23 protein-coding genes and 1 riboswitch are annotated in these 25,314 nt (G+C 62.1%); of the genes, 8 read left to right on the plus strand and 15 right to left on the minus strand.

Translation table 11 applies throughout. The features are described from left to right. The first annotated feature begins 19 nt into the window (after nucleotides 1-19). The gene (gene pdeR / locus P3T42_RS11530) at nucleotides 20-2,023 is read left to right on the plus strand and encodes a cyclic di-GMP phosphodiesterase (RefSeq protein ID WP_429306109.1); all 2,004 of its coding nucleotides are present in this window, start codon (nucleotides 20-22) and stop codon (nucleotides 2,021-2,023) included. A 13-nt stretch (nucleotides 2,024-2,036) separates the two neighbouring features. On the opposite strand, the gene P3T42_RS11535 is transcribed toward pdeR, so the two are convergent. The 3 genes from P3T42_RS11535 to P3T42_RS11545 all read right to left on the minus strand — a co-directional run bounded on the left by P3T42_RS11535 (nucleotide 2,037) and on the right by P3T42_RS11545 (nucleotide 5,896). After that, nucleotides 2,037-2,918 carry a crotonase/enoyl-CoA hydratase family protein gene (locus tag P3T42_RS11535; protein WP_074295214.1) on the minus strand — a complete coding sequence of 294 codons (882 nt, stop codon included), beginning with the start codon at nucleotides 2,916-2,918 and terminating at the stop codon, nucleotides 2,037-2,039. A 362-nt stretch (nucleotides 2,919-3,280) separates the two neighbouring features. Further along, nucleotides 3,281-4,384, minus strand: coding sequence for a malate/lactate/ureidoglycolate dehydrogenase (locus P3T42_RS11540; RefSeq protein WP_074295213.1), 1,104 nt, complete (start codon nucleotides 4,382-4,384; stop codon nucleotides 3,281-3,283). Nucleotides 4,385-4,432: 48 nt separating this feature from the next. Beyond that, nucleotides 4,433-5,896 carry a M20 family metallopeptidase gene (locus P3T42_RS11545; protein WP_429306110.1) on the minus strand — a complete coding sequence of 488 codons (1,464 nt, stop codon included), beginning with the start codon at nucleotides 5,894-5,896 and terminating at the stop codon, nucleotides 4,433-4,435. A 237-nt stretch (nucleotides 5,897-6,133) separates the two neighbouring features. Between P3T42_RS11545 and P3T42_RS11550 the strand changes: the two genes are divergently transcribed. The 3 genes from P3T42_RS11550 (at nucleotide 6,134) to P3T42_RS11560 (ending at nucleotide 7,795) form a co-directional block, all read left to right on the plus strand. Further along, complete coding sequence (locus tag P3T42_RS11550) at nucleotides 6,134-6,442, plus strand: superinfection immunity protein (protein WP_074295211.1); 309 nt, start codon at nucleotides 6,134-6,136, stop codon at nucleotides 6,440-6,442. Nucleotides 6,443-6,532: 90 nt separating this feature from the next. Next, nucleotides 6,533-6,629: riboswitch (ZMP/ZTP riboswitch) on the plus strand. Nucleotides 6,630-6,680: 51 nt separating this feature from the next. Next, nucleotides 6,681-7,313: a LysE family translocator gene (locus P3T42_RS11555; protein ID WP_074295210.1), complete on the plus strand. Its 633-nt coding sequence runs from the start codon at nucleotides 6,681-6,683 to the stop codon at nucleotides 7,311-7,313. Between the two features lie 2 nt (nucleotides 7,314-7,315). Beyond that, entirely contained in the window at nucleotides 7,316-7,795 is a 480-nt protein-coding gene (locus P3T42_RS11560) for a GNAT family N-acetyltransferase (protein ID WP_429306111.1), read from the plus strand. Between the two features lie 59 nt (nucleotides 7,796-7,854). On the opposite strand, the gene P3T42_RS11565 is transcribed toward P3T42_RS11560, so the two are convergent. The 9 genes from P3T42_RS11565 to P3T42_RS11605 form a co-directional block, all read right to left on the minus strand. Next, the gene (locus P3T42_RS11565) at nucleotides 7,855-8,133 is read right to left on the minus strand and encodes a YodC family protein (protein ID WP_074295208.1); all 279 of its coding nucleotides are present in this window, start codon (nucleotides 8,131-8,133) and stop codon (nucleotides 7,855-7,857) included. A gap of 704 nt (nucleotides 8,134-8,837) precedes the next feature. Next, the gene (locus tag P3T42_RS11570) at nucleotides 8,838-9,464 is read right to left on the minus strand and encodes a TetR/AcrR family transcriptional regulator (protein WP_074295207.1); all 627 of its coding nucleotides are present in this window, start codon (nucleotides 9,462-9,464) and stop codon (nucleotides 8,838-8,840) included. A 99-nt stretch (nucleotides 9,465-9,563) separates the two neighbouring features. Next, the gene (locus tag P3T42_RS11575; protein WP_429306112.1) at nucleotides 9,564-10,757 is read right to left on the minus strand and encodes an HlyD family efflux transporter periplasmic adaptor subunit; all 1,194 of its coding nucleotides are present in this window, start codon (nucleotides 10,755-10,757) and stop codon (nucleotides 9,564-9,566) included. Then, nucleotides 10,758-12,302 carry an efflux transporter outer membrane subunit gene (locus P3T42_RS11580; protein WP_074295205.1) on the minus strand — a complete coding sequence of 515 codons (1,545 nt, stop codon included), beginning with the start codon at nucleotides 12,300-12,302 and terminating at the stop codon, nucleotides 10,758-10,760. It lies immediately after the preceding gene. Further along, entirely contained in the window at nucleotides 12,299-13,255 is a 957-nt protein-coding gene (locus tag P3T42_RS11585; protein WP_429306113.1) for a glycosyltransferase family 2 protein, read from the minus strand. Before P3T42_RS11585 ends, P3T42_RS11580 begins: the two co-directional genes overlap by 4 nt. Before the next feature lie 21 nt (nucleotides 13,256-13,276). Then, nucleotides 13,277-14,788, minus strand: coding sequence for a DHA2 family efflux MFS transporter permease subunit (locus tag P3T42_RS11590; RefSeq protein WP_429306296.1), 1,512 nt, complete (start codon nucleotides 14,786-14,788; stop codon nucleotides 13,277-13,279). A gap of 74 nt (nucleotides 14,789-14,862) precedes the next feature. Continuing rightward, on the minus strand, nucleotides 14,863-16,173 hold the full coding sequence (locus P3T42_RS11595; RefSeq protein WP_429306114.1) for a nucleotide disphospho-sugar-binding domain-containing protein: 1,311 nt from the start codon (nucleotides 16,171-16,173) through the stop codon (nucleotides 14,863-14,865). A gap of 20 nt (nucleotides 16,174-16,193) precedes the next feature. Further along, nucleotides 16,194-16,763 carry a methyltransferase family protein gene (locus P3T42_RS11600; protein WP_429306115.1) on the minus strand — a complete coding sequence of 190 codons (570 nt, stop codon included), beginning with the start codon at nucleotides 16,761-16,763 and terminating at the stop codon, nucleotides 16,194-16,196. Nucleotides 16,764-16,796: 33 nt separating this feature from the next. After that, nucleotides 16,797-17,699: an alpha/beta fold hydrolase gene (locus tag P3T42_RS11605; protein ID WP_429306116.1), complete on the minus strand. Its 903-nt coding sequence runs from the start codon at nucleotides 17,697-17,699 to the stop codon at nucleotides 16,797-16,799. Between the two features lie 567 nt (nucleotides 17,700-18,266). On the opposite strand from P3T42_RS11605, the gene P3T42_RS11610 reads away from it, so the two are divergent. Together P3T42_RS11610 and P3T42_RS11615 are read left to right on the plus strand one after the other, a co-directional pair. After that, the gene (locus P3T42_RS11610; RefSeq protein ID WP_429306117.1) at nucleotides 18,267-18,824 is read left to right on the plus strand and encodes an inclusion body family protein; all 558 of its coding nucleotides are present in this window, start codon (nucleotides 18,267-18,269) and stop codon (nucleotides 18,822-18,824) included. A gap of 188 nt (nucleotides 18,825-19,012) precedes the next feature. Next, on the plus strand, nucleotides 19,013-19,570 hold the full coding sequence (locus P3T42_RS11615; protein ID WP_074295198.1) for an inclusion body family protein: 558 nt from the start codon (nucleotides 19,013-19,015) through the stop codon (nucleotides 19,568-19,570). Nucleotides 19,571-19,687: 117 nt separating this feature from the next. Here the strand turns inward: P3T42_RS11615 and P3T42_RS11620 are convergent, their stop codons facing one another. Together P3T42_RS11620 and P3T42_RS11625 are read right to left on the minus strand one after the other, a co-directional pair. Beyond that, nucleotides 19,688-20,362: an acyl-homoserine-lactone synthase gene (locus P3T42_RS11620; protein WP_074297251.1), complete on the minus strand. Its 675-nt coding sequence runs from the start codon at nucleotides 20,360-20,362 to the stop codon at nucleotides 19,688-19,690. Between the two features lie 208 nt (nucleotides 20,363-20,570). Beyond that, a complete protein-coding gene (locus P3T42_RS11625; RefSeq protein WP_074295197.1) occupies nucleotides 20,571-21,020 on the minus strand; it encodes a DUF4902 domain-containing protein in 450 nt (149 codons plus the stop codon). A gap of 67 nt (nucleotides 21,021-21,087) precedes the next feature. On the opposite strand from P3T42_RS11625, the gene P3T42_RS11630 reads away from it, so the two are divergent. Further along, nucleotides 21,088-21,798: an autoinducer binding domain-containing protein gene (locus P3T42_RS11630; protein ID WP_074295196.1), complete on the plus strand. Its 711-nt coding sequence runs from the start codon at nucleotides 21,088-21,090 to the stop codon at nucleotides 21,796-21,798. A gap of 608 nt (nucleotides 21,799-22,406) precedes the next feature. Here the strand turns inward: P3T42_RS11630 and P3T42_RS11635 are convergent. Further along, the gene (locus P3T42_RS11635) at nucleotides 22,407-24,188 is read right to left on the minus strand and encodes an NAD(P)/FAD-dependent oxidoreductase (RefSeq protein WP_429306118.1); all 1,782 of its coding nucleotides are present in this window, start codon (nucleotides 24,186-24,188) and stop codon (nucleotides 22,407-22,409) included. 223 nt (nucleotides 24,189-24,411) lie between these two features. Between P3T42_RS11635 and P3T42_RS11640 the strand changes: the two genes are divergently transcribed. Continuing rightward, nucleotides 24,412-25,176 carry a helix-turn-helix transcriptional regulator gene (locus tag P3T42_RS11640; RefSeq protein ID WP_429306119.1) on the plus strand — a complete coding sequence of 255 codons (765 nt, stop codon included), beginning with the start codon at nucleotides 24,412-24,414 and terminating at the stop codon, nucleotides 25,174-25,176. Nucleotides 25,177-25,314: the final 138 nt, after the last annotated feature.

Genomic DNA, 25,314 nt, shown 5'->3' on the forward strand with positions numbered 1-25,314 from the left:
GCCTTGTCCGGGGAAGCCTATGAACGACGACCAACACGACCAGGTGCTCTATGCCCAGTTCGGCACAAGCAGCCCTTGCTGGCGTCTATCCAAAGACAGCAACGCGCTCGAGCTGACGCCGGTCACCGGCGACATGCCTGCCAATGCCGCCATCCCCCTGAACCCGCAGCAAGCCGCGCAAATCCGCCGCCTCACCGGCATCACCGCCCATCTGATTCTCGACGTCCGCCTGTCCGGCGCGCCCCTGCGGCTGCATCTGGTCGGCAAGAAGCTGAGCGCCAATCTGTGGGCAGGCACCGCTTCGGCGTACGAAGATACCGAATCGGTGGCACGCGACCTCGTCCATGGCCTGTCGTTTGCCGAGCAGGTGGTGTCGGAGGTCAATTCGGTGGTGGTGATCGTCGACCGCAACGGTCGCATCCAGCGTTTCAATCGCCTCGCCGAAGAACTCACCGGCATGAAAGAGGAAGACATCGTCGGCCGTAGCGTGTGGGCGTTGTTCATGTCGTCCGAAGCCGGTGCGGCGTCGAGCCAGAACATTGCCGGCTTCTTCAACCGCGGCGTCTCGTACGAAGTCGAACGGCTCGTGAAAACCGTCCACGGCGAGCGGCTCTTCCTGTTTCGCAACAAGTTCGTACAGAGCGGCAGCGGCGTCGACGAGCAGTTCCTGATCTGCTCGGGCACGGACATTACCGAGGAACGCCGCGCGCAGGAACGTCTGACCGAACTGGCCAACACCGACTCCCTGACCGGCCTCGCCAATCGCAACGCGATTCAGGACAAGATCCGCGCCGCGATCGCAAGCGCGGCGCTCGACGAGTCGGTCGGCATTCTGTTCCTCGACCTCGACAACTTCAAGAAGGTCAACGATCACTACGGCCACGTGTTCGGCGACCGGCTGATCAAAGACGTGTCGGCAGCCATCAGCACCTGCCTGAACCAAGGCGATACGCTCGCGCGGCTGGGCGGCGACGAGTTTATCGTGCTGGCCGCCACCGGCACGCTCGCCTCGCTCGAAGCCACCGCGCAACGCATTCTGGAACGCATGCGCACGCCGTTCAGCCTGGGGCTCGTCGAGGTCTACACCGGTTGTTCGATCGGCATTGCGCTGAGTCCCGAACACGGCGACAGCCTCGAATCGCTGATCCGCTCGGCAGACACCGCCATGTACGTCGCCAAGGACGAAGGCAAGCGCACCTATCGCGTGTTCTCGCAGGAAATGGACCGCAAGGTGGCCGAGTATATGTGGCTCGACACCAACCTGCGCCGCGGCATCGACGAAGGCCAGTTCACGCTCTTCTATCAGCCCAAGCTGTCGCTTTCGACCGGTGTGGTGCTCGGCGTCGAAGCGCTGATACGCTGGAATTCACCGGAGCGCGGGCTGATCCTGCCCACCGAGTTCATTCGGTATGCAGAAGAATCGGGACTGATCGGCCACCTCGGCCGCTGGGTCATGCAGACGGCCGCCCTGCAGGCCGCCCGCTGGAAGGCCGCGGGCTTCAATCTGCGCGTGGCGATCAACGTCTCCGCGCGGCAACTGGTGGATACCGCCGTGATCCGGCATTTTGCCGAAGCGCTTCAGCAAGCGGGGCTCGACCCGTGCCTGATCGACCTCGAGCTCACGGAAAGCTGCCTGATCGAAGACGAAGCCGCCGCCATCGAGCTGATTACGCAGTTTCGCCAACTCGGGGCGCAGGTGCATCTCGACGACTTCGGCACCGGCTATTCGTCGCTGTCGCAACTCGGGCGGATTCCGCTCGATGTCATCAAGCTGGATCGCAGCTTCGTGCGCTCGATCAACGAGAATACGAAAGCCCAGGCACTGGTGCGCTCGATGGTCGCGGTAGCCCAGGAGCTGAATTTCAAGGTGGTGGCGGAAGGGATCGAAACGGAAGCGGAAGAAGCCTTCATGAAGGGGCTTGGCGTGGACTACGTACAGGGCTTTCTGTACGGCCAGCCGATGCCGGCCGCGGAATTCGAACAGTGGCTGCGCGACAGGCAGAAGCTCAGGTTAATCGCCTGAGCTTCCGGACGTTTCAGGCGATGCTCGCGCTATTCTGGCGCAGGGTGTTCGAGGTGCGGCGGTTCTGCAGCATCACCAGCCGCTCCATAAAAGCCAGGTCTTTCTCTTCGATGGTGAACGCGGCCTCCACCCAGTCCTCGGTGATCTCCATCAACTCGGCACGCGAGATCTTCAGGACCCGCTGACGCGCCCGCAACATGGCGCGGATGCCGTTCATTTTCGGACGCAGCGTGTCGATGAAGGTACGCGTGGCGACATAGGCCTCGCCCGGCTCGAACAACTGGTCGACGAGCCCCTTGCCCGCATACCACTCTGCCGTATGCGACTCGCCGATGCCGATCAGCTCTTCCGCGAGACGCATGCCGGCCTTGCGTGCGACCAGCGAATAGCCGCCCATGCCCGGGAACAGATTGAAGGCGATCTCCGGAAAACCCATGCGGGCATCGTTCTGCGCGAGCAGGAAATGATGCGCGAGCGCCGCTTCGAAACCGCCTCCGAGCGCGGTCCCTTCCACCATGGCGATTGAGATGGCGCCGGTATCGAAACCGCGCGCGGCTGCATGCACGCAATCGACACAGGCCCGCGCATACGACAGCAACGACTGACGCTTGCCGGCGCGGATCGTCTCCGCGAAGAAGTCGAGATCGCCGCCGACGTTGTAGATTGCCGGGATCAACGAGCCAGTCACCCAGAAATCGATCGGCAGACGCGAATCGCGTGCGGCCTGAGCAAGGCCAAGAATATCGTGCACCAGTTCGAGGTTGAAACAGGGACGGGGTTGTGCCCGCAACATCATCCACATGACATTGCGCCCTTCTTCATAATAGGCCGAAATCTGCGACAAATTACCCGCTTCGAGGAAGGGACGGCAGGCGTGATGATTGTGAAGATTCATTTTGAACGGTCCTTTAAGGTTAAACGGCGGTAATGCAAGTCGAGCCTAAAGCAGACCTGAATAAGGTGGGAGCGGGTTTGCTAACGGACAAACACAAGTAGTCCTTGCAAACCCGTGGCAAGCGGGTGAGCGGGGACGTTCAAAAGGAATGGAGGTGCTGGATGCATACGGAGCGCATGGAAAGCACACCGAAATAAGCGCAAGAAAAGGCTTGTGTCAAAGCGCGATGTCAGAACGACGTGCGCTTGGATACGGAATTAATTGCCGCCGCGGAATGCGGCGGTAATTATTTACCGTTATGCGGGATGATTGCTTCGAAGCGGTTTGAGGCGGTGGGCGGAATGCGGGGCACTGCGTTGCTGTTATTGCAAATGCTGCGACCAGCGATCGACCTGCTCGGCCGGCATGCCGACCGCAAGCGCTGCGTCGCCGATCTGCCGCCATGTCGCCGGATCGACCGGCACGCCCTGGGCCTCGCGCCTGGCCCGCATGGCACGCTCCGGTTCGCCGGGCGCCTGGATAGATTCAGTGCCCGCGGCAAGCGGCGAAGCCTTGACCCATTCGACAAACGCATCGGCTTCGGCCTCGGCGTTCGGTGCATCGAAGGCGGCGGGATTGATGATTACCGACAGCATGCAGTTAACGATCGCGTGGTTGGTGCCCAGCGTCTCCGCATGCGTCGTATAGCCACCCGACAATGCGCCGCCGAAAATCTCGCACATCGCCGCCAGCCCGAAGCCCTTGTGGCCGCCGAACGGCAGCAACGACCCGAAGGGCGCCTCGATCATGGCTTTCGGTTCGAGCGTGGCCTGCCCGTCGTGATCGATCAGCGCGCCGGGCGGAACCTGCTTGCCCTGGTTATACGCCACCCGAACCTTGCCGAATGCCACGGCGCTGGTGGCGAAGTCGAGCACCAGCGGCGGCTTGCCGCTGCGCGGAAACGCAGCGCAGAACGGATTGGTGCCGATACGGCGGTCGGTGCCGCCAAAAGGCGCCACGAGCGGATCGCCCGCCACATTGACGAAGTGAAACGAAACGAGCCCGGCACGCGCGCATTGCTCGGCCCAATGACCGATGCGGCCAATGTGATGCGCGCCGCGCAACCCGACCGCGCAGATGCCGAGCCGTTTCGCACGCTCGATGCCGTGCTCCATCGCCTCATAGGCGACCACCTGGCCGAAGCCTTTGCCGCCGTCGATGCTCAGCACGGCGCCCGCATCGCGCGCCACCTGCGCATGCAGGTTGAGCTTGAGTTCGTTATCGCGCAGCGAGGCCACATAGCGCGGAATCATCCCGACGCCATGCGAATCGTGCCCGGTGAGATTTGCGGCCACCAGATGATCGGCGACCAGTTCGGCCTCGCGCGGCGCACTGCCGGCTTGCTCCCAGATGGCCCGCACATAGTCGTGCAGCGTTGCGGATGGAATGCTGAGCGGCGACGGATAGGCAGCGCGAGGTTCGTTCATTCGCAGTATCGGTGAGCAAGCAGGTTGAGGTTCGGCACCGCCTTCCGTTCAAGGCGCCGCGGCGATCACGTCGGCAACCGCCGCCGTCAGCTTCTTGCCATACGGCACGTGCAGGAACTCGTTCGGGCCGTGCGCGTTCGACTTCGGTCCAAGCACGCCGCACACCATGAACTGCGAATGCGGGAAACCCTCCTTGAGCACATTCATCAGCGGGATCGTGCCGCCCTGCCCCATGTACGCACAGTCCGCGCCGTAATGCTGACGCGATGCGTCGTTGAGAGCCGTTGCGAGCCACGGCGCCAGCTCCGGCGCACTCCAGCCGGTGGCCGCGCCGGCGTCCGGCTTGAAGGTGACCTTGGCGTTGTACGGCGGATCGAACTCGAGCAACGCTTTCAGCTCCGCAACCGCCTTGACTGCATCGAGAAGCGGCGGCAGGCGCAACGACAGCTTGAACGCGGTACGCGGACGCAGCACATTGCCGGCATCGGCGATAGCCGGCAAACCGGCCGCGCCCGTCACCGATAGCGACGGACGCCACGTCGAGTTGAGCAGCGCCTCTTTCGGATCGGTGGTGGTGGGCAGCACCTGACGGCCGTCCTGGCCGCATGCCCAGGGGATTTTCTTCCAGACGTCGTCACCCAGAATATGGGCGGTCGCCTCTGCTTCGCGCAGACGGTCGGCCGGGATCGGAGCATGGAAACCCTTTGGCAGCAGATTACCGTTCGACGCGTCTTCAAGACGGTCGAACAGTTGCCGCATGATGCGGAAGCTCGACGGCGTGATGCCGCCATAGCCGCCCGAGTGAATGCCTTCGTCGAGCACATGCACTTCGAGGTCGCCCGACACCAGACCGCGCAGCGAGGTGGTCAGCCACAACTGGTCGTAATTGCCCGCGCCCGAGTCGAGGCACACCACCAACCCCACTTTGCCGAGCCGCTCGCGTAGCGCGTCGACATACGGCAGCAGATCGTAGCTGCCCGACTCCTCGCAGGTTTCGATCAGGCCGACACAGCGCGGCCGTTCCACGCCTTGTGCGTCGAGCGCGGCGAGGGCCGTGAGGCTCGCGTAGATGGCGTAGCCGTCATCCGCGCCGCCGCGGCCGTACAGCTTGCCGTCTTCGAGTTTGGGGGTCCACGGGCCGAGGTCGTTGCGCCAGCCGTCGAATTCAGGCTGCTTGTCGAGGTGGCCGTACAGCACGATGGTCTCGGTACTGCCCGAGCGCGTAGCCGGTGTCTCGAAGAAGATGACCGGCGTGCGGCCCGGCAGGCGAATTACTTCCAGCTTCAGGCCTTTGACCGGCTGTTGCTCCGCCCACTGCGCGGCGTCCGTCACCACGCGGTCGATAAAGCCGTGCCTGGCCCAGTCCGCGTCGAAGCCCGGGCTTTTGGCCGGCACGGCAATATAGTCCGTCAGCGCCGGCACGATCTCGTCGTTCCACTTGCGCTCGACAAACTCGCGTAGCGTGTCGTGGTTGATCTGCCTGGCTTGCTGGGTGGTGTCGTCGGAAATCATGTTGGCTGTCCGGTCGGTCGGTCAAAACGCACATGATAGACCTCAACAGTGCCGGCCTGAAGTCCCCCATTCGGCCAAGCCGTCGCGCGGCGCTGCAGCATGGCGCTGCCGAGGCCATGCGTGGCGTCCACCCTGTTGGGATTCGCAATAAAGCCTATCCAAAGCACATCCATTACTGCGCAAATTGCTCATTCGAGCGACAATTGAAAGAATCCGCTTACGCCTGGAGGAACCGCGATGGGCGCCAGCACGGTCGTTCAAGCCGTAGCCGCAGTCATTGCATTGGGGTTGTACTTCCTGCCGGCCATTCTCGCCGACCGGCGCAAACGTCATGATCTGCTGACGCTCGCCCTGTTCAACGCATGCCTCGGCTGGACCGGCTTCGGCTGGCTCGCGGCGCTCTATTGGGCGCTGCAGCCCAACCCACCGAAGGACGTCGCGAGCGAGGTGGAGCAAACGCGCCGCGTGGTCCGCATGCGCAGCTTTTCCGTGATGCTGATCCAGCGCGTGCAGAACCGCGCGAACCGCAACAAGAGCGACCGGTAAGCGCGGCTGGCGCGTCAAGCGCGCGGCACGCGCAGGCGTCGCCCATGAGCGCTTCGATTTGCCCGCTTCGCGCCGGGCGTGGAATAATCGTCCGGTCCGCGCAACTGGCGCTTGAAGATGGATCACCATCGGGAAACGCGGACCGCGACATCAATCTCGCGAACCGCCGCGCGCCTGGGTATTGCTGCCTCAGTTGTCTTAGCCACATCGGCCGCATCAATCTCCAAGGAGCCCCGCCATGCCTGAACTCGCCAAGCTGCTCACCTTCGGTCTCGTCTCGCTCGGAATGGCGCTGACGCCCGGCCCGAACATGCTCTACCTCGTCTCGCGCTCGATCTGCCAGGGCCGCACCGCGGGCCTGATTTCGCTCGGCGGCGTGGCGCTCGGCTTCGTCTTCTATATGTTGAGCGCCGCGCTCGGCATCACCGCCCTGCTGCTCGCCGTGCCGTTCGCATACGACGCGCTGCGCTTCGGCGGCGCGCTCTATATGCTGTGGCTCGCGTGGCAAGCCGTCAAACCGGGCGGCCGCTCGCCGTTTCAGGTGCGCGACCTGCCGGCCGATAGCCCGCGCAAACTGTTTGCCATGGGTTTCGTCACGAACCTGCTGAACCCGAAAATTGCGGTGCTGTATCTGTCGCTGCTGCCGCAGTTCATCGATCCGCAACACGGTCATGTGCTGGAGCAGTCGCTGGTGCTGGGGACGCTGCAGATTGCGCTCAGCCTGACCGTCAACTCGATGGTCGCGCTCATGGCCGGTTCGATTGCGGTGTTTCTCGCCAGGCGGCCCGCGTGGATCCTCGTGCAGCGCTGGCTGATGGGCACCGTGCTCGCCGGCCTCGCCGTGCGCATGGCCACCGAAGCGCGGCGGTAAGCATGGGCACGCTGCACACGCGCCCACTGCTGGCCGGCGACCTCGACCTGATTTGCCGCCACCGCTATGAGATGTTCCGTGAGGCCGGCCGCGAGCCGGCCGTCCTCGACCAGATGACGCCGGCCTTTCGGAGCTGGCTGCAGCCGCGCCTCGCCGACGGTTCGTATTTCGGCTTTATCACGCTCGACGGCGACACGCCGGTGGCCGGCATCGGCCTGATGGCAATCGACTGGCCGCCGCATCCGCTGCACCCGGAACAGGACCGGCGTGGCTACGTGCTGAACGTGTATGTGGAGCCGAGCCACCGGCAGCGCGGCATAGCACGCGCGCTGATGGACCGGGCGGAGGTGGCGTTTAGCGAGCGGGGTTTGCCGTATGCGATCCTGCACGCCACGGAGAAGGGGCGGCCGCTTTACGCGGGACTCGGCTGGGCACCGACCACCGAAATGGCCAAAGCCGTAGACGCGCCCCCGGCGGCGTGAGACCTCAAGCGGGTGAGCCGCACGAGCACAAGCACGAGCGGCTGAATGAGCGGCGCATGTCAGCCGGGACGGGCAACGCGCGCGAAACGGCCCACGTGGACTGAGCCTGGCGGGATGGAGCGCGGTTCGAGCCGGACGTGCTCCTGCTCGAACATCTCCTGGCGCAGTTCGCCATGCTCGTCGAACCATTGGCAAACCACCCAGTCACCCGCCGTCAACGCAACGGGCCCAAAGTAGGTGACCGTCATGCGCGGGCCGCCCGACTTGAGCGTAACCACATCGCCGACATTCAGCGGCGCGATTGGTGTATCGAATGTATCGAGGGTGGCGGTCAGCATATCAATCCCCGGGACTAAAGCGTTGAAGTGGCCTTGGCGTGTTTTAACCCATTGTCTCAGACAGGTGGCTGGCAAAAGATTTTAAAGTTTGCCAAGATTAACAATCGAATTTACCGTCTGCAAGCGATTTTTATTGATACCGTTTTCATGCAGACGGGAATCGGAATTCGGTCATCGGCTCACTGGGTGAAACAATGCTCATACGGCGAAACCCCTATCCTTCATGGGGTTTCAGGCCCGCTCCCAGACGCCTGACGCGGGAACAATTTACGCGACGGCTAATATCCCAGCGTAAAAGATGCCGGAGGATAATTTGTCAGACATTGAAATCCATTTGAATCTTTGAATGGTTTTTATCTGATCAATTATTGCCAAAACCATCCATAAACAGCCCAATCACCCATGAATTTCCAGTACTGCGGGAGCGCTGCATTAATGCGGTGCAGTGCAATACCGGGAATGGTGCGGGGTTATCACGATTTAGCTGGCATGCCGCACCGCGAGTTGCTGATGCCGCACCAACAGGATGCTTGGTCCGATGCATGTCAGCATCAATAGCGCATTAATAGCGAGGCTGTACTGGAAGGCATGGGCATAGGCGTGGGGCGCAGGTCGCCACCCGGCCGGGCGCAGCGAAGGCCGCCGGCGTGGATTTGGCGCACTCACTATTCATGACTATTTGTTCAACAATTAGGCAAAAAAATTTAGACGAGCGCGCGCATCGCGATATCCACGATGGCGGTCAACTCGCGCTCCTCGTGAGCGACCCGGCCGAGCACACGCAGGCCCTGGATAATGCACAGCAGAAAATTGCTGACCGCTTTTTCGTCGAGCGTCGAACTGAACGCCCCGCTCGCCTGGCCGCGAATCACGGCCGCGGCAAGCAGCGTGGCCATGCGGCGCTGGATCGAGCCGATGCGCTCGCGCAACGCCTCGTCGTCCGACTGCATTTCCAGTGCGGTGTTGGTAATCAGGCAACTGCGTTGCGTGGACAGCGCGGCGGCCGCCTTGGCGTAGTGCAGAATGGCGCTGTGCAGCGCCTCCATGGGCGGCAGCGGCGCGTTCAGACGTTCGGCAAGCCGGGCAATCGAACCGTCCGCGTAGTGATCGAGGGCGGCCAGCATGATGCCGTGCTTGTCGCCGAACACACCGTACAGGCTGCCGCGCAACAGGCCGGTTGCCTTGCAGAGGTCGTCGATCGAAGTCGCGTGGTAGCCGTGGCGCCAGAACACCTCGCTTGCGTGCGCGAGTACGGTGGGCGTGTCGAACTCGCGCGGGCGGCCTCGGGCATTGGCGGTGCGGGACTTCTTCGAAATGGCGGGTGGCGTCATGGGAATGGATATTATGACTATCCGTTCAACAAATCAAGCCTGGCGAGGGTGGGGGTATTGGAGAGGGCGTAACGGCTGCGGAAACCGGACGGGGCCGGCCTATTTCCCCTCATTCTCCCGAATCACCCGCGCAATCACCTTCTCGGCCTCCCCCGCCCCTTCGTCATACACTCGCGTACGCTGAACCGGCGGCGGCACGTCATTGCCAATCAGCGCCCCCGTGCGCACATGCGTATCCACCGACACCTGCATCGAGAGTCCCAATCTCAACGGATGCGCAGCCAACTCGTCCGCATCGAGAGAAATCACAATCGGCACCCGCTGCACCACCTTGATCCAGTTGCCCGCCGCGTTCTGCGAAGGCAGCATTGAAAACGCGCTACCCGTCCCCGCCGAAAACCCTTCCACCCGCCCGCGATACACCACCTGCGATCCATACACATCCGACACGATGCGCACCGGCTGGCCGACCCGCATATGGCGGATCTGCCCTTCCTTGAAATTGGCTTCAACCCATAACCGCTCGAGCGGGATGATCGACATGAGCGGCACGCCCGGGCCCACCTGCTGCCCGATTTGCACCGAGCGCTGCCCCACTGTGCCGTCCACGGGCGACACGATCGTCGAACGCTGCAGATTGCGGAACGCAAGCCGTAGTTGCGCGGCGGCCTGGAGCACCGTCGGATTGGCCTCGAGCGCTTGCCCGCCGCCCAGCGCACGGGCCGCATCGAGCTGCGACTGCGCCGCAGCGAGATTCGCCTCGGCGACCGCCACCGTTTCGCGAGCGTGCGCCAGTTCCTCGGGCGAGACGATCTCGATCGCGGAGTGGTCGCGCGCCGCCAATGCCTGTTGCGCGAGCGCCAGTTCCGCGCGGCGAGCCTTGATCGCCTCCACGTACGAGCCGCGCGAGAGCGTCGCGTTGGCGACCTGCCGCACCGCGAGCGCAAGCTGCGCCTGGGCTTGGGTGTACGCCACCGCCGCCTCGGTATCGTCGAGCTTCGCGAGGCTCTGTCCAGCCCGCACGCGCTGCGTGTTGGATACAAGGATGTCCGTCACCGTGCCCGGAATCTGCGCGGCGATCTGCACGATATTGCCGGCCACATAGGCGTCGTCGGTTTCCTCGTAAAAGCGCGCGGTGAAGCCCCACCACGCAAGCGCGATCAACGCCGCTACTGCCGCAGCCCCTAAAAAAAGCGCGAGCCGCCGTCGGCGAGTCGCACGTCTGGCGGCTTGCTTCGCGGCGGCAGCCTCGGTTTCGCTGGCCTGAGTATGTTCTTTGATGTCGTTATACATTCAGTCGAAGTGCGTATCCGTGATGCGGCCGTGTGATGGAAAAGCAGCCTGGAAATGGGAAATCGGCGGCCCGGCGAGCGTCTGCTCGTCGAAGCCGCCGCCTAGCGCGCCAATCAACGCAACCTGCAACGCGCGGCGCTGCGTCTGCAAGTCGACCTGCTCGGCGCGCTCGTCCAGCAGCGTCAGGTCGGCCAGCATCACGTCCTTTTGCATCACCATGCCGCGCTGGTGTCGTTCGTCGGCGATCGACACGATACGCGTCGCCGCGTCGACGGCCTGCGCCTGCTGCTGCACCAGTTTGTCCACGGTACGCAGCGAGGTCAGGCGTTGCGCCACTTCGCCCAGTGCCCCTTCGATTGTTTTGTTGTACAGACTAACAGCCGAATCGACACTGGCAAAATCGCCGCCCAACTTCGCGCGCAGGCGGCTGCGGTCGAAGATCGGCAGTGAAATCGCCGGCCCGACCGAGCCGGTCAACGCCGAGCGGGTAAACAGCGAGGCCGGCGTGAGCGCCGTCAAACCCGCAAAGGCGACGAGATTGACGTCCGGATAGAACTGCGCGCGCGTCGCATCGACATTCGCCACGGCCGCCTCGGCGCGCAGCCGGGCCGCCACGATATCCGGCCGCCGCCCCAACAGATCCACCGGCAGGCGTGCAGGTAGCGCCGCATCGTCGACGTCGGCGAGTTGCGGCCGCCGGATCGACAATCCTCGTTCCGCGCCGCGGCCCGTCAGCACCCCGATCTGCAATTGCGTGAGCTTGATGCGCTCGTCGTTGAGCTCGGTCTGCGCGAGCAGCCGGTTTTGCTTGAGTGCTGTGTCGGCGGCGTCGTAGGCGTTGTCGAGACCGCGTGCGAAACGTTCGCGCGTCACCTCGCTGACGTAGTCGCTCGCATGTTGCTTCTCGCGCAGGTTGTCCTGCATCGCGAAGGCGCGGTCGAGCTCGAAATACAGCGTCACCAGTGCGACGGTCAGCGAGAGCCGCGCCTCTTCCGCGTCCACGCGCTCGGCGTCGCGCTCGGATATCAGTCCGCGCGTCAAGGCGGCATTCTTGCCCCACAGGTCCAACTGATAGCTCAGTCCTGCGAACAGCGCGGACGGCGAGGCGGTCGGATCGCTGAACAACTGCACCGGAAAGGTCTGGCCGTCGACCGACACATTCGCGACGTTGGGCGGCTGCGGCAAGCGCGCCTTGGTCACCGTGGCGCCGGCCGTTCCCGTGAGGCCCGTCAGCGAAGCAAACTGCTCCAGTTGCGACTGCGCCACGCCGATTCTGGCCTTGGCGATCTGCATATCCGGATTCTGCTGCAACGCTTCGCTCACCAGTTGGTTGAGTTGCGGATCGCGATACTGCTCGACCCAGCCGGGCGCGGGCCATGTGCCGTTGTTTTGGGTGCCGGTCGTCGCGACCAGCGCATCGACAGCGGGCGTCAACGGTTTGACGCTTGCATGCAAACCGGCGTCGTCGACGCAGCCGGCGAGCGTATATGCGACCAGCAGCGCGGGAACCGGCCACAGCAGCCGTGTTAAAAGAGCGTGCCTCATTCGTACTGCGTCCTGTGAGCGGATGCCGAGTGTGCAAAGCGTGCGGCAAGCGCGGGCCGCGTGCGCTCCAGCGGACCGAGACGTCCGAACAGACCATCCGACACGCCGAGGAGGATGCCGTTGAGCTTGGCGAGCTTGTCCTCTTCGAGCAGGAGGACCTGCGCGATCTGCCAAAGTGTCAGCAAGTTCGGCACGATCGCGACCGGGAAGCGCATGCCGTACTGCAGTCCGAGCTGCATCGCATTGCGGGCGCTGTAATAGCGCCGATACCACGGATGATGCGTCGCGGTCATATGGAACGGACCCAGCTTATGGCGACGCCGCTCGCCGATCCTGTGCGAGAGGATCAACGACGGTACGACGTATAGCGGGACGTTACGCGCCAGGGCACGCAAGCAGTATTCGGTATCGACGTGATCGATAAACAACGCTTCGTCGAAGCGGCCCAGCGTCTCGAAGGCCTTGCGCGAAACCAGGCAGCCCGAAGAAATCAGAAAGGCGCAGCGTTGCGGTGCGACGCCTTCGTGCAGCTTGAGACGTTGCACCGTGAGACCGTCGCTCGCCAGTTCGGGCAGGAAGCGCTGATCGTTTTCATCGAAGATGCGCGGTCCGGCCATGAATGCCCCCGTGCCGAGCGCGGCGCACGTGTCGCGCATCGCCGGAAAATAGCCGGCCGGCACCACGGAGTCCTGATCGAACAGGGCCACCGCATCCATGCCCTGCTCGAACTGGCTCGCTAGTCCACCATTGAGCGCGCCCGCGATGCCGTTGCGATTGCCGTTGTACAGCAGCGTGATGTCGTGCGCCGCCAGTTGCGCGGCGACCGCCGGATTCACTTGCGGCGAGTTATCGACCACCGTAAGGCCGTCGCAACGCTCGCGCAAGGCGACCACCCGCGCGAGTTCGTCGGCCGTCGGATGAAACAGAACCACCAGTGCGCCAAGGGTCGTCATCGCATTCGCTCCATCGTCGGCTCAGTGACCCAGCGTCGCGGCCGCGCCGCGTCTGGGACGTGTCAACCACATCATCGCGGCCAGCACCAGGCACGTGACGCTCGCCATGAAGAACATGTCGCCCGTGGCCATCATGTACGCCTGCTGCTGCACGATCTGATGCAGCGTCGTGAGTTCGCGCGTGCCGCTCACGCCCATCCCATGCAGCGCCTGCACAAAGCGCTGCGTATTGGCGGATGCCTGAGTGACCGATTGCGCAACCGTGTCGTAGTGGTAACTCGCCCGGTTGTCCCACAAGGTCACGCTCATCGCGGTCCCGAATGCCGCCGATAGCGTGCGCAGGAAGTTCGACAGGCTCGAGGCCGCCGCCAGTTTCTCGTCCGGCACGCGCGACAGCGTCGCGGCCGTGAGTGGAATGAAGAAGCACGGCAGGCCGATGCCCTGAATCAGTCCTGGCGTAATGATCTGCGTGAACGTCATCGTCAGCGTGAAATGTGCATCCCACCACAGCACGCCCGCGAATACGAGAAATCCAGAAGTTGCCAGGACGCGCGCATCGAAGCGTGCCGAGAACAGCCCCACCAGAATCGAAAACACCAGCGCCAGAATGCCGAGCGGCGCGGTGGCCAGTCCCGCGTGATAGGCGGTGTAGCCCATCACCGCCTGCAACCAGAGCGGAAAAATCACGCCCACGACCGAAAAACTCATCATGCCCAGCGAGATGATCAGTACGCAGAACGAAAAGGTTCGATCCCGGAACAGGCTCAGATCGACAACCGGGTGCGCCTCGCCCGCCTCCCAGATCAGCAGGGAGCCGATCGCGAGCGCAGCCGCGATCGCCAAGCCAAGAATCAGCGAGGAATCGAACCACCCCGCGTCATGGCCCAGATCGAGCATGGCCTGCAGCGAGCCGACGCCGACTATGAGCAGCACGATGCCCACCAGATCGATCGGCTCGCGCGTCGACGGCCGGCCGGTCGGACGCAATAGCGCCGTGCAGACCGCAAACGAAAACAGGCCGATCGGCAGGTTGATCAGGAAAATCCACGGCCACGAGAAATTGTCGATGATCCAGCCGCCGACAACCGGCCCGAAGATCGGCGCCAGCAAGACCGTCATCGCCCACAGGGCGAGGGCCACGACCCGCTTGTCGGGTGGGAAGGTGCGCAGCAGGATGGTCTGCGAGAGCGGCACCATCGGCCCGGAACACAGGCCTTGCAGCGTGCGGCAGATCACCAGCAGGTGGAAGTCGCCTGCCACGCCGCACAAAAGCGACGTCAACGTGAACAGGATCACGGCGCTCACGAACAGGCGTGTTTCGCCTACCCGCCTCGACAACCAGCCGGTCAGGGGCACCGCAATGGCGGCCGCCACCGAGTAGGAACTGATGACCCACGTGCCCTGACTGTTCGACACGCCGAGACCGCCCGAGATTGCCGGGACCGCGACGTTGGTGACCGTCGAGTCCAATACCTCGATGAAGGTGGCGAGCGATAACGCAAAGGTCAGCAGAGCGAGCCGCGCGCCACGCATGGCCGGCAACGCACCGCCGGACGGATGGCCGCCCTCGCCCGCTGCGCTTGCCAACGTCGACGTGGAAGATGAGCTCATGCCCGCTGCACCTCGCCCAGTTCGACGCGCGCGCTCGTTGCATGCGCGGGCTGCGCACGCGGCGCCGCGAAACGCTCGATGTATCGTGCAGCCGCGTCGCAGCCATCCACGGCGCCCGACAAACGGTCCTGGATGCGGCCGCATTGAATCGCGATCGACGGACTGCCCAGCACCTTTTCGATGGCACGCGCGAGCGTTCGGCCATTCACCGGCGCATCGATACGGATGCCGCAACCGCTATCGGCAACGCGCTGGGCGTTATCGAACTGGTCATGCGCAAAAGGCGTCACGATCTGCGCAATCCCCGCCGCATAGGCCAGCGCCGCCGTACCGATGCCGCCGTGGTGAACCAGCGCGCGGCATCGTGGCAACAGCGTCCCCATCGGCACATAGCGGCGTTTGAGCAGCGTGCTTTGAGCATCGTGCGCATCTGCGGCGCCTGCATCCGGTGTGAGCAGAATGCCGCGCAGCCCGATCTCACGCAGCGACTCTTCTACCGTGCTGGCATAACGCTTGTTGTCGATCAGCGTCGAACCCGCTGTAAAGACCAGCGGCCGCTCGCCCGCCGCAAGGAAGGCGTCGAGGCCGCTATCGGGCGCTTGCGTGCCGATGTCGTTGAACAGCGGAAAGCCGCCCAGCAGATGAGGTTTCGGCCAGTCGGGCTGCGGTTGCGCAAACCACTCGGGGAAGAGGCACAGGATGCCGTCGGTCGAATGCAACCACTCTCCCATGATGCGTCGGGCAGGCAACAGACCCAGTTCCCGGCGCAGCACGTTCAAGGCCGGCCCGCATACCTTGTCGAGAACGTGATGCTCCACCATGCTCAACAAGCCGGTCTTGAGCGCGAGCGGCAGGCGTCGCGGGATCGTCAGGCGCTTATGGGTGGGCGGCGCATGAGCCGACAGCAGCGTGGAAGGCGACACCTGCACCGAGACAAACGGCACGCCGTGGATCTCCTGCATCAGACGCGCCGAAAACGCCCATAGCGTGCCGACCAGCACCGTATCGGCATCGGTGAGCGAAGCGAGCGTGTCGAAATGCGGCCGCAACGTCGGTGCGATTACGTTCCACAAGGTTCGAAACGAGGTGCGCGGATGCCACAGCGCCGGATCGGCCATCGCGGCGGCATATTCTTCACGCGTGCCGATGGGCACGAACTGGAAGCCGCGCCGCTCCGCCAGCTCCGCAAACGGCGCGTGCGTGCAGAATACGATCCGGTGCCCACGCGCCGCCAGCGAAGCGCCGATACCGATCAGCGGATGCACATCGCCGGCGGAGCCGATCGCGGTAATGATGACGTTGGCCATTGCGCTGTATCCGGCGCGCGTCAGTAAAGGCCGGGAATCAGCGCCGCCACTTCGCGGCGATACTGCGTGTAGGCAGGGCCGAAATAGCGCGTCAACCAGCTTTCCTCGACGCGCACCTTGTAGGCGAGCGAGGCGAAGATCAGCAGCAGGCCAGCCATGCAGCGCCATTGCTCGCCGATCAGCACCGCCCCCGCCAGCGCGATCAGGCACCCCGTATAGATAGGATGACGAACCAGACCGTAAGGACCGCTGCGCACCAGCTCGTGCCCCTCCTTGAGCGTGACCGAGACACTCCAGTTCGTGCCGAGGTGCAGGCGTGCCCATACCGAGAACGCGAGGCCTGCCAGCAGGACCGCGAAACCGGCGAACTGCGGGCCCTGCAGTTGTTGCCAGTCGGGCACCCATGCCGCCGATGTCAGGTCCGGCACAATGATCAGCGCGCCGCCGGCAATCAGCGGGATCGACTGCAGCGTGCGCGAGTTCGATGTTTCGCGCTGCGCGGTCTGTTTGACCTGCTTCGACGTCGCGATCCAGTAGACGAGCCACAGTGTCCACGGAATCACGATCGCCATGCTTTGAATGATATTCACGGTAGCTCAGCCTGTTATGAATGAGTGATGCGTCTACGTAACCGCCTGGGCGCCGGCGAAGCGCTCGGCTACCTCGAACGAACCGAAGCCATCGCCCGCCTCGCTACACGCCGCCTCGCCGAAGAAGTCGAAGATCGCCGTGCGAACCTGGCGCAACGGATGACGTCCTTCCAGATCGAGAAAATGGCCGGCCTGTTCGATCGTGGCGAACTCGGCCCGCGCGAGATGCGCGGCCAGCGTTCGCACGTCGGCGGACGTGGTGTATTCGTCCAGCTCGCCGTTGATGAACTTGAGATCGCAGTCGATGTTGCGGAATTCGTGCAGGTATTGCTCGGGACGAATGGCGAGGATCTGGTCCACGTGAAAGGCGACCTGATCCTGTTCCCGGCGCGGCAGCGTCGACAGGTAGCGGTAGTTGTACAGCTTCATGATCCGCGGCAAATGGCGGCCCACGGTATCGTTCAGCAGTTGCGCCGCTTTGAGGTTTTCGCCGGCGGCGATGTAGTCGCGCGCACAGGTCACGTAGTCGGTCATGGCTGGGTTAAGCAGCGGCGAGAACGAGGCGATCACCGCCCGTCGCACGCTGGTTTGCCGGCGCGCCAGCGCCAGCAGCGAGGCCACCCCGCCCCACGAGACCGACAGCAGAAAGCTCGGCTCGAATACGGCAATCAGGTGCAGCAGAATGTCGACTTCATCGTCCTTGGTCAGGACGAATTCGCCTGCGTTATACGCTTTGGATTGCCCGGCGTAGGGCAAATCGAAGCAAATTGCGTTATAGCGTTCGCCGAGATATTTGATTGTCTGTCCAAACGACGCAGTTGTCGCTAGTGCGCCGTTGATCAGAATGACACTTTCAAAGTCCGGATTGAACACGTGACGTTCAACGTAGACCTTGCAGCCTGTCGGCAGTGGAACAACCAGCTTTTCGATGGGCATGAGCGTATCCCGTGCACTTGCAAGAGCAAATGCGCACTGATACCGCGCCCGCCTGAGCGGACGCTTTGGGGCCGTACAGCCATGGGATCGGGCCCGTAACGCTTGCCCCCCGGCAAGTTCGATCCATGACGGCCACCGCGCCATCGAAGCTCGCTTCACACACCGTGTGATGCGATCCCCCAACTGCCCGGCGCGCTGGCACTGCGCGACGGCAATCGGGCATTCGACGCCTCGTTTATTGTCTTTTTATGTTTACAACAAGAAAGTAATTCGGCTGCTTCGCCTCATCCGGTCTGTCCGGACGAGATGAGTGTCGCGTTAGGGTGTGATACTAATATGTCGATAAAGAACAATTCAAGTTTTTTCAAAAAAAATCTAATTCGACCGTTATGCACCGTTGTTACGCGCGATGCCTGGTCAATGAGAATGCAACACCGATGCGTGCTTGCGCCAGCTCACCCTGACGACTCTGACAGGTATCCAAAGGAAGCCGCGAGAGGAGAATCAAAGCACCCCTTTGCGGGGGTGTTGCCCACGCCGCGGCGAAAACGAACGGATCGAGCGTATATGGAACACGACACTTCAATACAACGGGTCCAGCAACACATCAACGTGTTGATCGTCGTGGATACCGATACCATCATCGCGACCTACGGACCGAACCGCGACCCGTCGCTGGCGAAGGCACTAAGCCACGACGACACGATTACGATGTGCACCGACGCACGCAGCAAGGTCCACGGCCAGGGAACCGGCAAGCTAAGCTTCAACGCGCGTGTGCACGATGTCGTTTCGATCACGGGCACCTCCGGTTCCGCCAACTCGCAAAACGCCGTGATCGTCTACAGCCTCGCGCCTCCCGCAGACGGCCACATCTTCACACCCTCTCAAGCGGCCTTCTACGCAAGGGCGGGCGCTGTCGAACCTAACCCCGACTCGCCGGACCGAAACGGCTTGCCGCCCGTCAGCAAAGAAGCGAACTTCTCGAACTTCTCCGTGACCGCCAAAGCGCCTGGCGTTGCCCCTCTGACGTTCGCCTTCGCTCTTTACACGCTCGCCGACGACGGCGAGAACCAGACGCTCTTCGGCTACTACGCCTATCACTTCAGTGTGACAGTTATATAAAACGTCGCGCGCAAAAAATCATGACATAGCATAGGGTTTGGCCTCGCACGCTGTGCTGCTTCGAACTCCAGCAGTCCTGTTTACTTTACTAGGTGTGCTAACTAAAAAATAGGAGGACATTGCACGTGACACGTGAAACACGTGTCACCACGCAGTCACCGATAAACGCAGAAACAGGAGGATTCATCATGGCTGGAACTGTGTTAACAGCGAGCGGACAAGACATCAACGTGCTCGTAGTCATCGACACGGAATACGTGAAAAGAACGTATCCCAATCCGAGCAAGGATCAAAACAATCCTACCGGTATCGATCACAACCATCAGTACATGCTGTGCACGGGTTCGCGAGGCATCATCTCCGGACAAGGCACGGGAGACCTGGAATTCAGGGCGAACGTCGGCGACGACGTGGCGTTCACCGGTGTGTCGATTTACGACAACTCCGATGACGCCGTGATCGTGTATGACGTCAAGCACTTTTCGGGCGATCAGGTATTCAATCAGTTCAGTGCAGACCTGATTATCCGCAATGGCGCGGTTCAACCGAACGCCGATTCGCCGAGCCGCAACGGCCTGCCGCCGGTTAAGAAGCAGACGAACTTCTCCGTGTTCGAATCGAAAGTCAGGAGCAGCGGCCGGGAAGGATTTGGCCTCGCGTTCGGCCTGTATACGCTAGCCGCCAATGGCCAGGACCAGGAACTGTTCGGCTATTACTGGTGGGACCCGTACATCACGGTGGCGTGACCGGTTGATCTCGCGAGAGATCATCGGGTAAGCAGCGTCGCACCTGCTGGATTCATCGCGATGGATCCAGCAGGTTGCAAGCAGGTTTCAAGCGGGCCTGGACAGGTTCAGACAGGCTCAGGCAGGCTCATGTTCTCCGGCAAGATGCGCCGCCCTCTTCTCGTGCGCTACGTTCATCACGATCTGTGCCGGTGCGGCGTCATGCGTGGCCTCGATACCGAGCGCCGATAGCGTTTGACTGTCGATATCGATCCAGCACGCCACCACCATTCTGCCGTCGATGCATTGCGCCGGTCCGGCCCGGTGTGCATGCACGCCGATGCGCCGGAATAGCCGCTCCATACTGAGGTAAGTCACGCCAATGATCTGGCGTGCGCCGAGGCGCGCGGCGCAGCGCACGACCGAAGCCAGCATGGGGCGAAAGTACCACGTGAGATTGCCGCCCTCGGCCTGGTCGCCGGCAATCGGGCTGGCCGCGAAGCGGGAGAGTTCCCATACCTCAGATGATTCGGGCGGCGGCATGCCCTCAGCAAGCAAAAACGGAAACAACTCTTGCAGAAGATAGGGTTGCGTAGTCGGCAAGAGCCTCGCGCAACCGCAAATCGAGCCGTCCTCATCGCGCCCGAGCACATAGACCGTGTCGTCACGGTCATACTGGTCGCGCTCGAATCGCTCGTCGGCCATTGGCAAGCGCCAGCCCAGCTGCTTAACGAAAATCTCGTGCCGGTACTGCGCAAGCGCGTTACCTACACCCTCAGGTAACCGTCCATCGTCGTGAATGAAAGTCCGCATCATGCACCCCTGGTCGCTTTTTATCGAGCGCATTAGAGCGCGCACAGGGTTGCGCAGTAACTGGTAGAGTTGACAGGGCTTTATGGCGGAATATTTTCATTCGTTGATATATTCAGCCCTGACATCAATTTACGATTGCAAAGCGAACACCTTTTGCTTATAAATGAGCGGTGAGACGTTTGAAATGTTTGCATTGCCGCTGCAACGTCTAGTGTCGTTGAAACGAGGAAAGCATGTGATGCCGCCCTCTCAAGGCGAACGCGACGTTGGCCGCAACCGGTTGCGACCAGTTCAAGCGCATGAGCCGATGTACGAGCGCCCTTGTGGTGCAAACCATTCCAAGGTCGGTACCCAAGCCATCAACACCCATGAGATTGCTTCTCACGTCGCCCCAGGCGATCAGAAACGCGCCTGACGTGCCTTCTATATACCAATCCCAGCCAACGGTTACCTGCGAGGTCAATGGGTGGAGCGTACCTTGCCACTCGGTATAGCCAGCATCGAGGGCGTCGATCGCATCGGCGCGTAGATCCGCCAGCAGGCCCTCGTCGATGCCCGAGGAAACGTGGACCAGTGTCAACCGGGCCAGCATGAATTCGGGAACACGAACATAGCCATCGGACGATGGGGAATGAAAGAGCAATGGGGAGAGTGTCATCGGGCCTGTACCTTTCGTTATAGCTGGACGGGCTTGCTTCTATATAAGACGTTAAACCGGGGGCGCAATGGAATCGTACTTTCAGGATGCTTATCAGCAGTTTTTCGCTGCGAGCGACGAATATGAGCTATTTAAGCAAATAACGGCTTTCGCAGAACGTCTTGGATTCGAATATTGCTGCTACGGAATTCGCATGCCTTTGCCGGTTTCGAACCCGGTGGTCAAGATTTTCGATACCTATCCACCCGGGTGGATGACCCACTATCGCGCCAACGGCTTTCTCGAGATCGACCCCATTGTCCGGGCGGGCATGCGTCGCACCGATCTGATTGCCTGGCCGCGCGCAATGTCCGACGAGGCGCCGCGCCTGTGGTCCGATGCGCGCGACTTCGGCATCAAGGTCGGCGTTGCCCATTCGAGCTGGACCGCGCACGGTACGTTTGGACTCCTGACCATGTCGCGCAACGCGGACACCTTGACGTCTGCCGAAGTCGAGGAATTGCAGTTGCCCGCAAACTGGCTCGCGAATCTTTGCCACATGCGGATGGGCCAGTTCCTTCAAGGCAAGCTCGCACCCGAAACTGGCATCACGCTGACCGCCCGCGAGCGCGAGGTGCTGCGCTGGACCGGCGAGGGAAAGACCTCTTACGAAATCGGGAAAATCCTCAGCATCTCCGAGCGTACAGTCAATTTTCATGTCAACAACGTGTTGTCGAAGCTGGCGGCGACCAATAAGGTACAGGCGGTCGTGAAAGCGATCGCAACCGGGCTGATCTAGCCGCCCTCGCATAGAAGGCCCGGCACTGACCGGCGCAGGAGGCGCAAGACGTATAACGGACTGGCAAGGGACACACAGCGGCTATCCCGGTGCTGCGTCCCGACCGACGCGCGCAGTCTATTTATAATATCTATTGAACGGGGCACATAGCTGTGAGGTCTGACAGCTTGCGGATTTCTCACTGCCGTCGCGCGCCGCGCTTGTGCTCGCCTCCAAACGAACACAAAATAAAAATGATGATGACGATTTAGCAGTATTATTGGCGGCATCGCGGTTCGTTCAATAGCTTTGACAGCCTTTGTGACAGGCGGGCTCATACCGGGGCTGAGCCGTCTGTCGTTACATCCCCTCTCTCAGGTTCTGGCGGCCCTCGGAATAGCCAGAACTTTTCACGCCAGCGCAAGCTGGCGTTTTTTTGTCCTCAGAAATGAGGATGAAGCTTGAATATGCATCGGGTATATTCGATTGGAGTCCCGGATCCATTGTAGATACCGGACCCGGCGAAACCTGCACACAGTACTTAAGACATAGAGCGCCGCTAAACCTGAGAGATGAGACCCGCCTTGCGCGGGTCTTTTTTTGCAAAAAATCTCTGGCGCAAACGATTGCTACGACTCAACCGGCACCGCGAGGCTTGTGGCACGTCCGCCATAATCGTATTGCGGCGTCATGTTATCGAGCGGATTGGCCGGACCAAACAGTTCGCCGCCAAGACTGCGGATTACCGCGCATACCGCGTTGACGCCGGTCTGCAACGCCCCTTCGACCCACCCACCGGTAAACGAGCAGCTATCGCCTGCAAGGTAAATGGAGGGATCCGTCGACGGATTGCGGCTCGCCTGGAACTGGAAGAAGAGTTGCTGGCTATAGCCATCGCCGCCGGCAAAATTCAGCTTGAAGGCGCCGTAGTAGCCGCGCTCCAGATCCCAGTCGACCACGCGCACATACCGGTCGTAATCGTTACCGATCGGCACGACATGGCGGGCAAACGCCGCGTTCGTCTGCGCCAGATCCGCCACCAGCCGTTGCACGCGCCGACGGTTGTCGCCCAGCGCCAGTTGCTTGATCGCGTCGTCTTCCCAGGCGTAACTCAGCAGCACGACACCCGGCGAGTTGGGGTTCTGCGGCGCATAGTCGAGACAGTAGACGCCTCGCACCAACGTGTCGGTCTGAATGTTGGCGGGCAGGTTCTCGTCGAGCCAGAACTTGCGTTGCGTCATCACGAAGACCTTTGACGAACTCGTCAGATGCACGTCGTCGATCGCCGTGCACTGTTGCGGCGAGAGCGAGGTGCCGGGCCCATTCAGCGCCATGTCGATCTGCATGGCCCGCGTGCTCGCAGTCACAATGACCCGGTCTGCAAACTGCGTCGTCCCGTCTTCCAGCCAGAGCTTCACGCCCGCCGCTTCGCGCGTGACCCGCGCAACCGGCGTCCTGATCACGCGTTGCGCGATCGAGCGCCGCTCGAAGACCTGCGTCGAGAACGCCCGGGCGAGCGATTCGATGCCGGCTGGAATGAACAACTGGTCGGTTTCGAGCTCGTCCACCATGAGGCGCACGATCTCGAGAAAGGCGACCGGATACATCGGCCCCAGACCGCCTGAACCGACGCCGAGCGCGCCGAACAGCTCATAGTCGTCCGGATAGCGCCAACGCGTGCCGCCCGGCGGGTTGGCGCTGCCAAAGATACGGCACAGGGCGCTGTAGAAACTCTCGTTGCCGAAGACGTCGATGTACGCCTGCCACGCATTGCGTGCTGCCGCGGTTTGTCCGCTGCGCAGCAACTGGGTGATCGCCACCGGCGCGATCAGTGCGGGCCCGGTTTCCGGCGTAAAGCCCTCGCTGATAAAGGCATTCCAACCGGTGTTGACGGTCGCGAACATATCCGGTGGATTACCGTGTGCGGGCCACACATAGGTTTTTCCCTGGTACCCCAAATTAGTTAGCACGGCGCCGGGGTCGGGAAAGCTCGACGTTGCCTTGATGCCGAAGCGGTCAAGATAATGGAAGAGACTGTATTCGCTGGGCGGAAAGCGCATCGCCCCCAGCTCCGCAAGAAACTCGGGCGCGGACTCCGTAAAGGTCGAGCTCCACGCGCGGCCGCCGATGCGATCCGAGGCCTCGAAGAGCACCACATTGGCCGCGCCGGCGCGCAGCAGTTCGTACGCGGCGACGAGACCGGCAATGCCGGCACCGATAATCGCAATCGTGGCGTTCGCAGCCGCGGGCGGCACACGTCCCAGGGCATCGGGCGAGCCGGCCAGGTAGGCGCCATAGTCGAACAGCGTATCGATGTAGCCAAAACTCGGGCTCTGGCGCTCTGTCGCGCCGAATTCGCCGGCGAGAGGCGAAGGGCGTAAGCGTCGGCGAAGATTCGGAATGAACGGCATGCTTCTCCTCGTGGGCTAAAGATAAACGTGCAGCGTGCGGGCAGCGGGTTTCACTCATGTTCCCGGCAGCCCGGTGGGGATAACACCACACGGCTTAACGGCATTTTTGCGTCCCGCTTGAACCATTTACTTTGGCCGTGTAAGCTCGCCGGTAACACTTTCTTACAGACCTGAGGCCTCTGGCTGAAGGAGCAAAACTTACTCGCAGGCAGTCCGGAACACCATGTATTTGACGAACCGTGAGACTGCGCTGGTCTCTGACATCTTCGCCGTGCTGGCCGATGCCTTACCCGAGGACCTGATGCGCCGGGAAATCGGCGTAAGGATGCTGGATCTGCTGCGCGCGGATTATCTGGGCTCGTACGTGTGGGATGCGACGAAGAAGGCGTTTGTGAATCGGGTCGCGCTCAATATGTCGGACGACAACCTCTCCGAGTACGAACAGTATTACCAGTACCACGACACGGTCACACCGTTGCTGCAGAACTGTCGGCAAGCAGTTCGCGTGACGGACGTCCTTCCCCAGGCCGAACTCGTGCGCACCGAACTGTTCAACGACTTTCTGCGCCGCGACGGACTGCATTGGGGCATGGACGTCTTCGCGTGGTCCGGCGAGACGAACATCGGCGACCTGCGCATCTGGCGCGGCAAACAGCGGGACAATTTCTCGGACCATGACCTCGCCCTCGCCGAACTGATTCGCCCGGCCTTCACGTCGGGACTCGCCCGCGCCCGCAGAACCGCCGGCATGACCGAAGCGGGAACGCCGCATACGCGCCTGATTTCAGAGCGTGTGCTCAAGTCGCTGACGGCGCGCGAACGGGAAGTTGTGTCGCTCATCATGGAAGGACTCCTCGACAAGCAGATCGCTGAGCGGCTCGGCATCTCGTACACCACCGTGCGCACGCATGTGGACCGCAGCTTTCAGAAGCTCGGCGTCGGCAACCGGTCGGCGCTGATTCGCATGGCCCAGCAGGACGCACGATAAGCCAGGTGGCGGCGCGCAATAGAGCGCTGCCAGGCTTGAGCGTCATCCCGCTTTCGCGCATCCCCCGTCTCACGCCCGCCCATCCCCACCTCCTCCGCCGCAAACATTCGGTAATAAATCTTTTTTTCGCCGCCGCGG

Origin of the sequence: Paraburkholderia sp. GAS38, from assembly GCF_050434965.1 — a bacterium.
GTDB classification, from domain to species: domain Bacteria; phylum Pseudomonadota; class Gammaproteobacteria; order Burkholderiales; family Burkholderiaceae; genus Paraburkholderia; species Paraburkholderia phenazinium_A.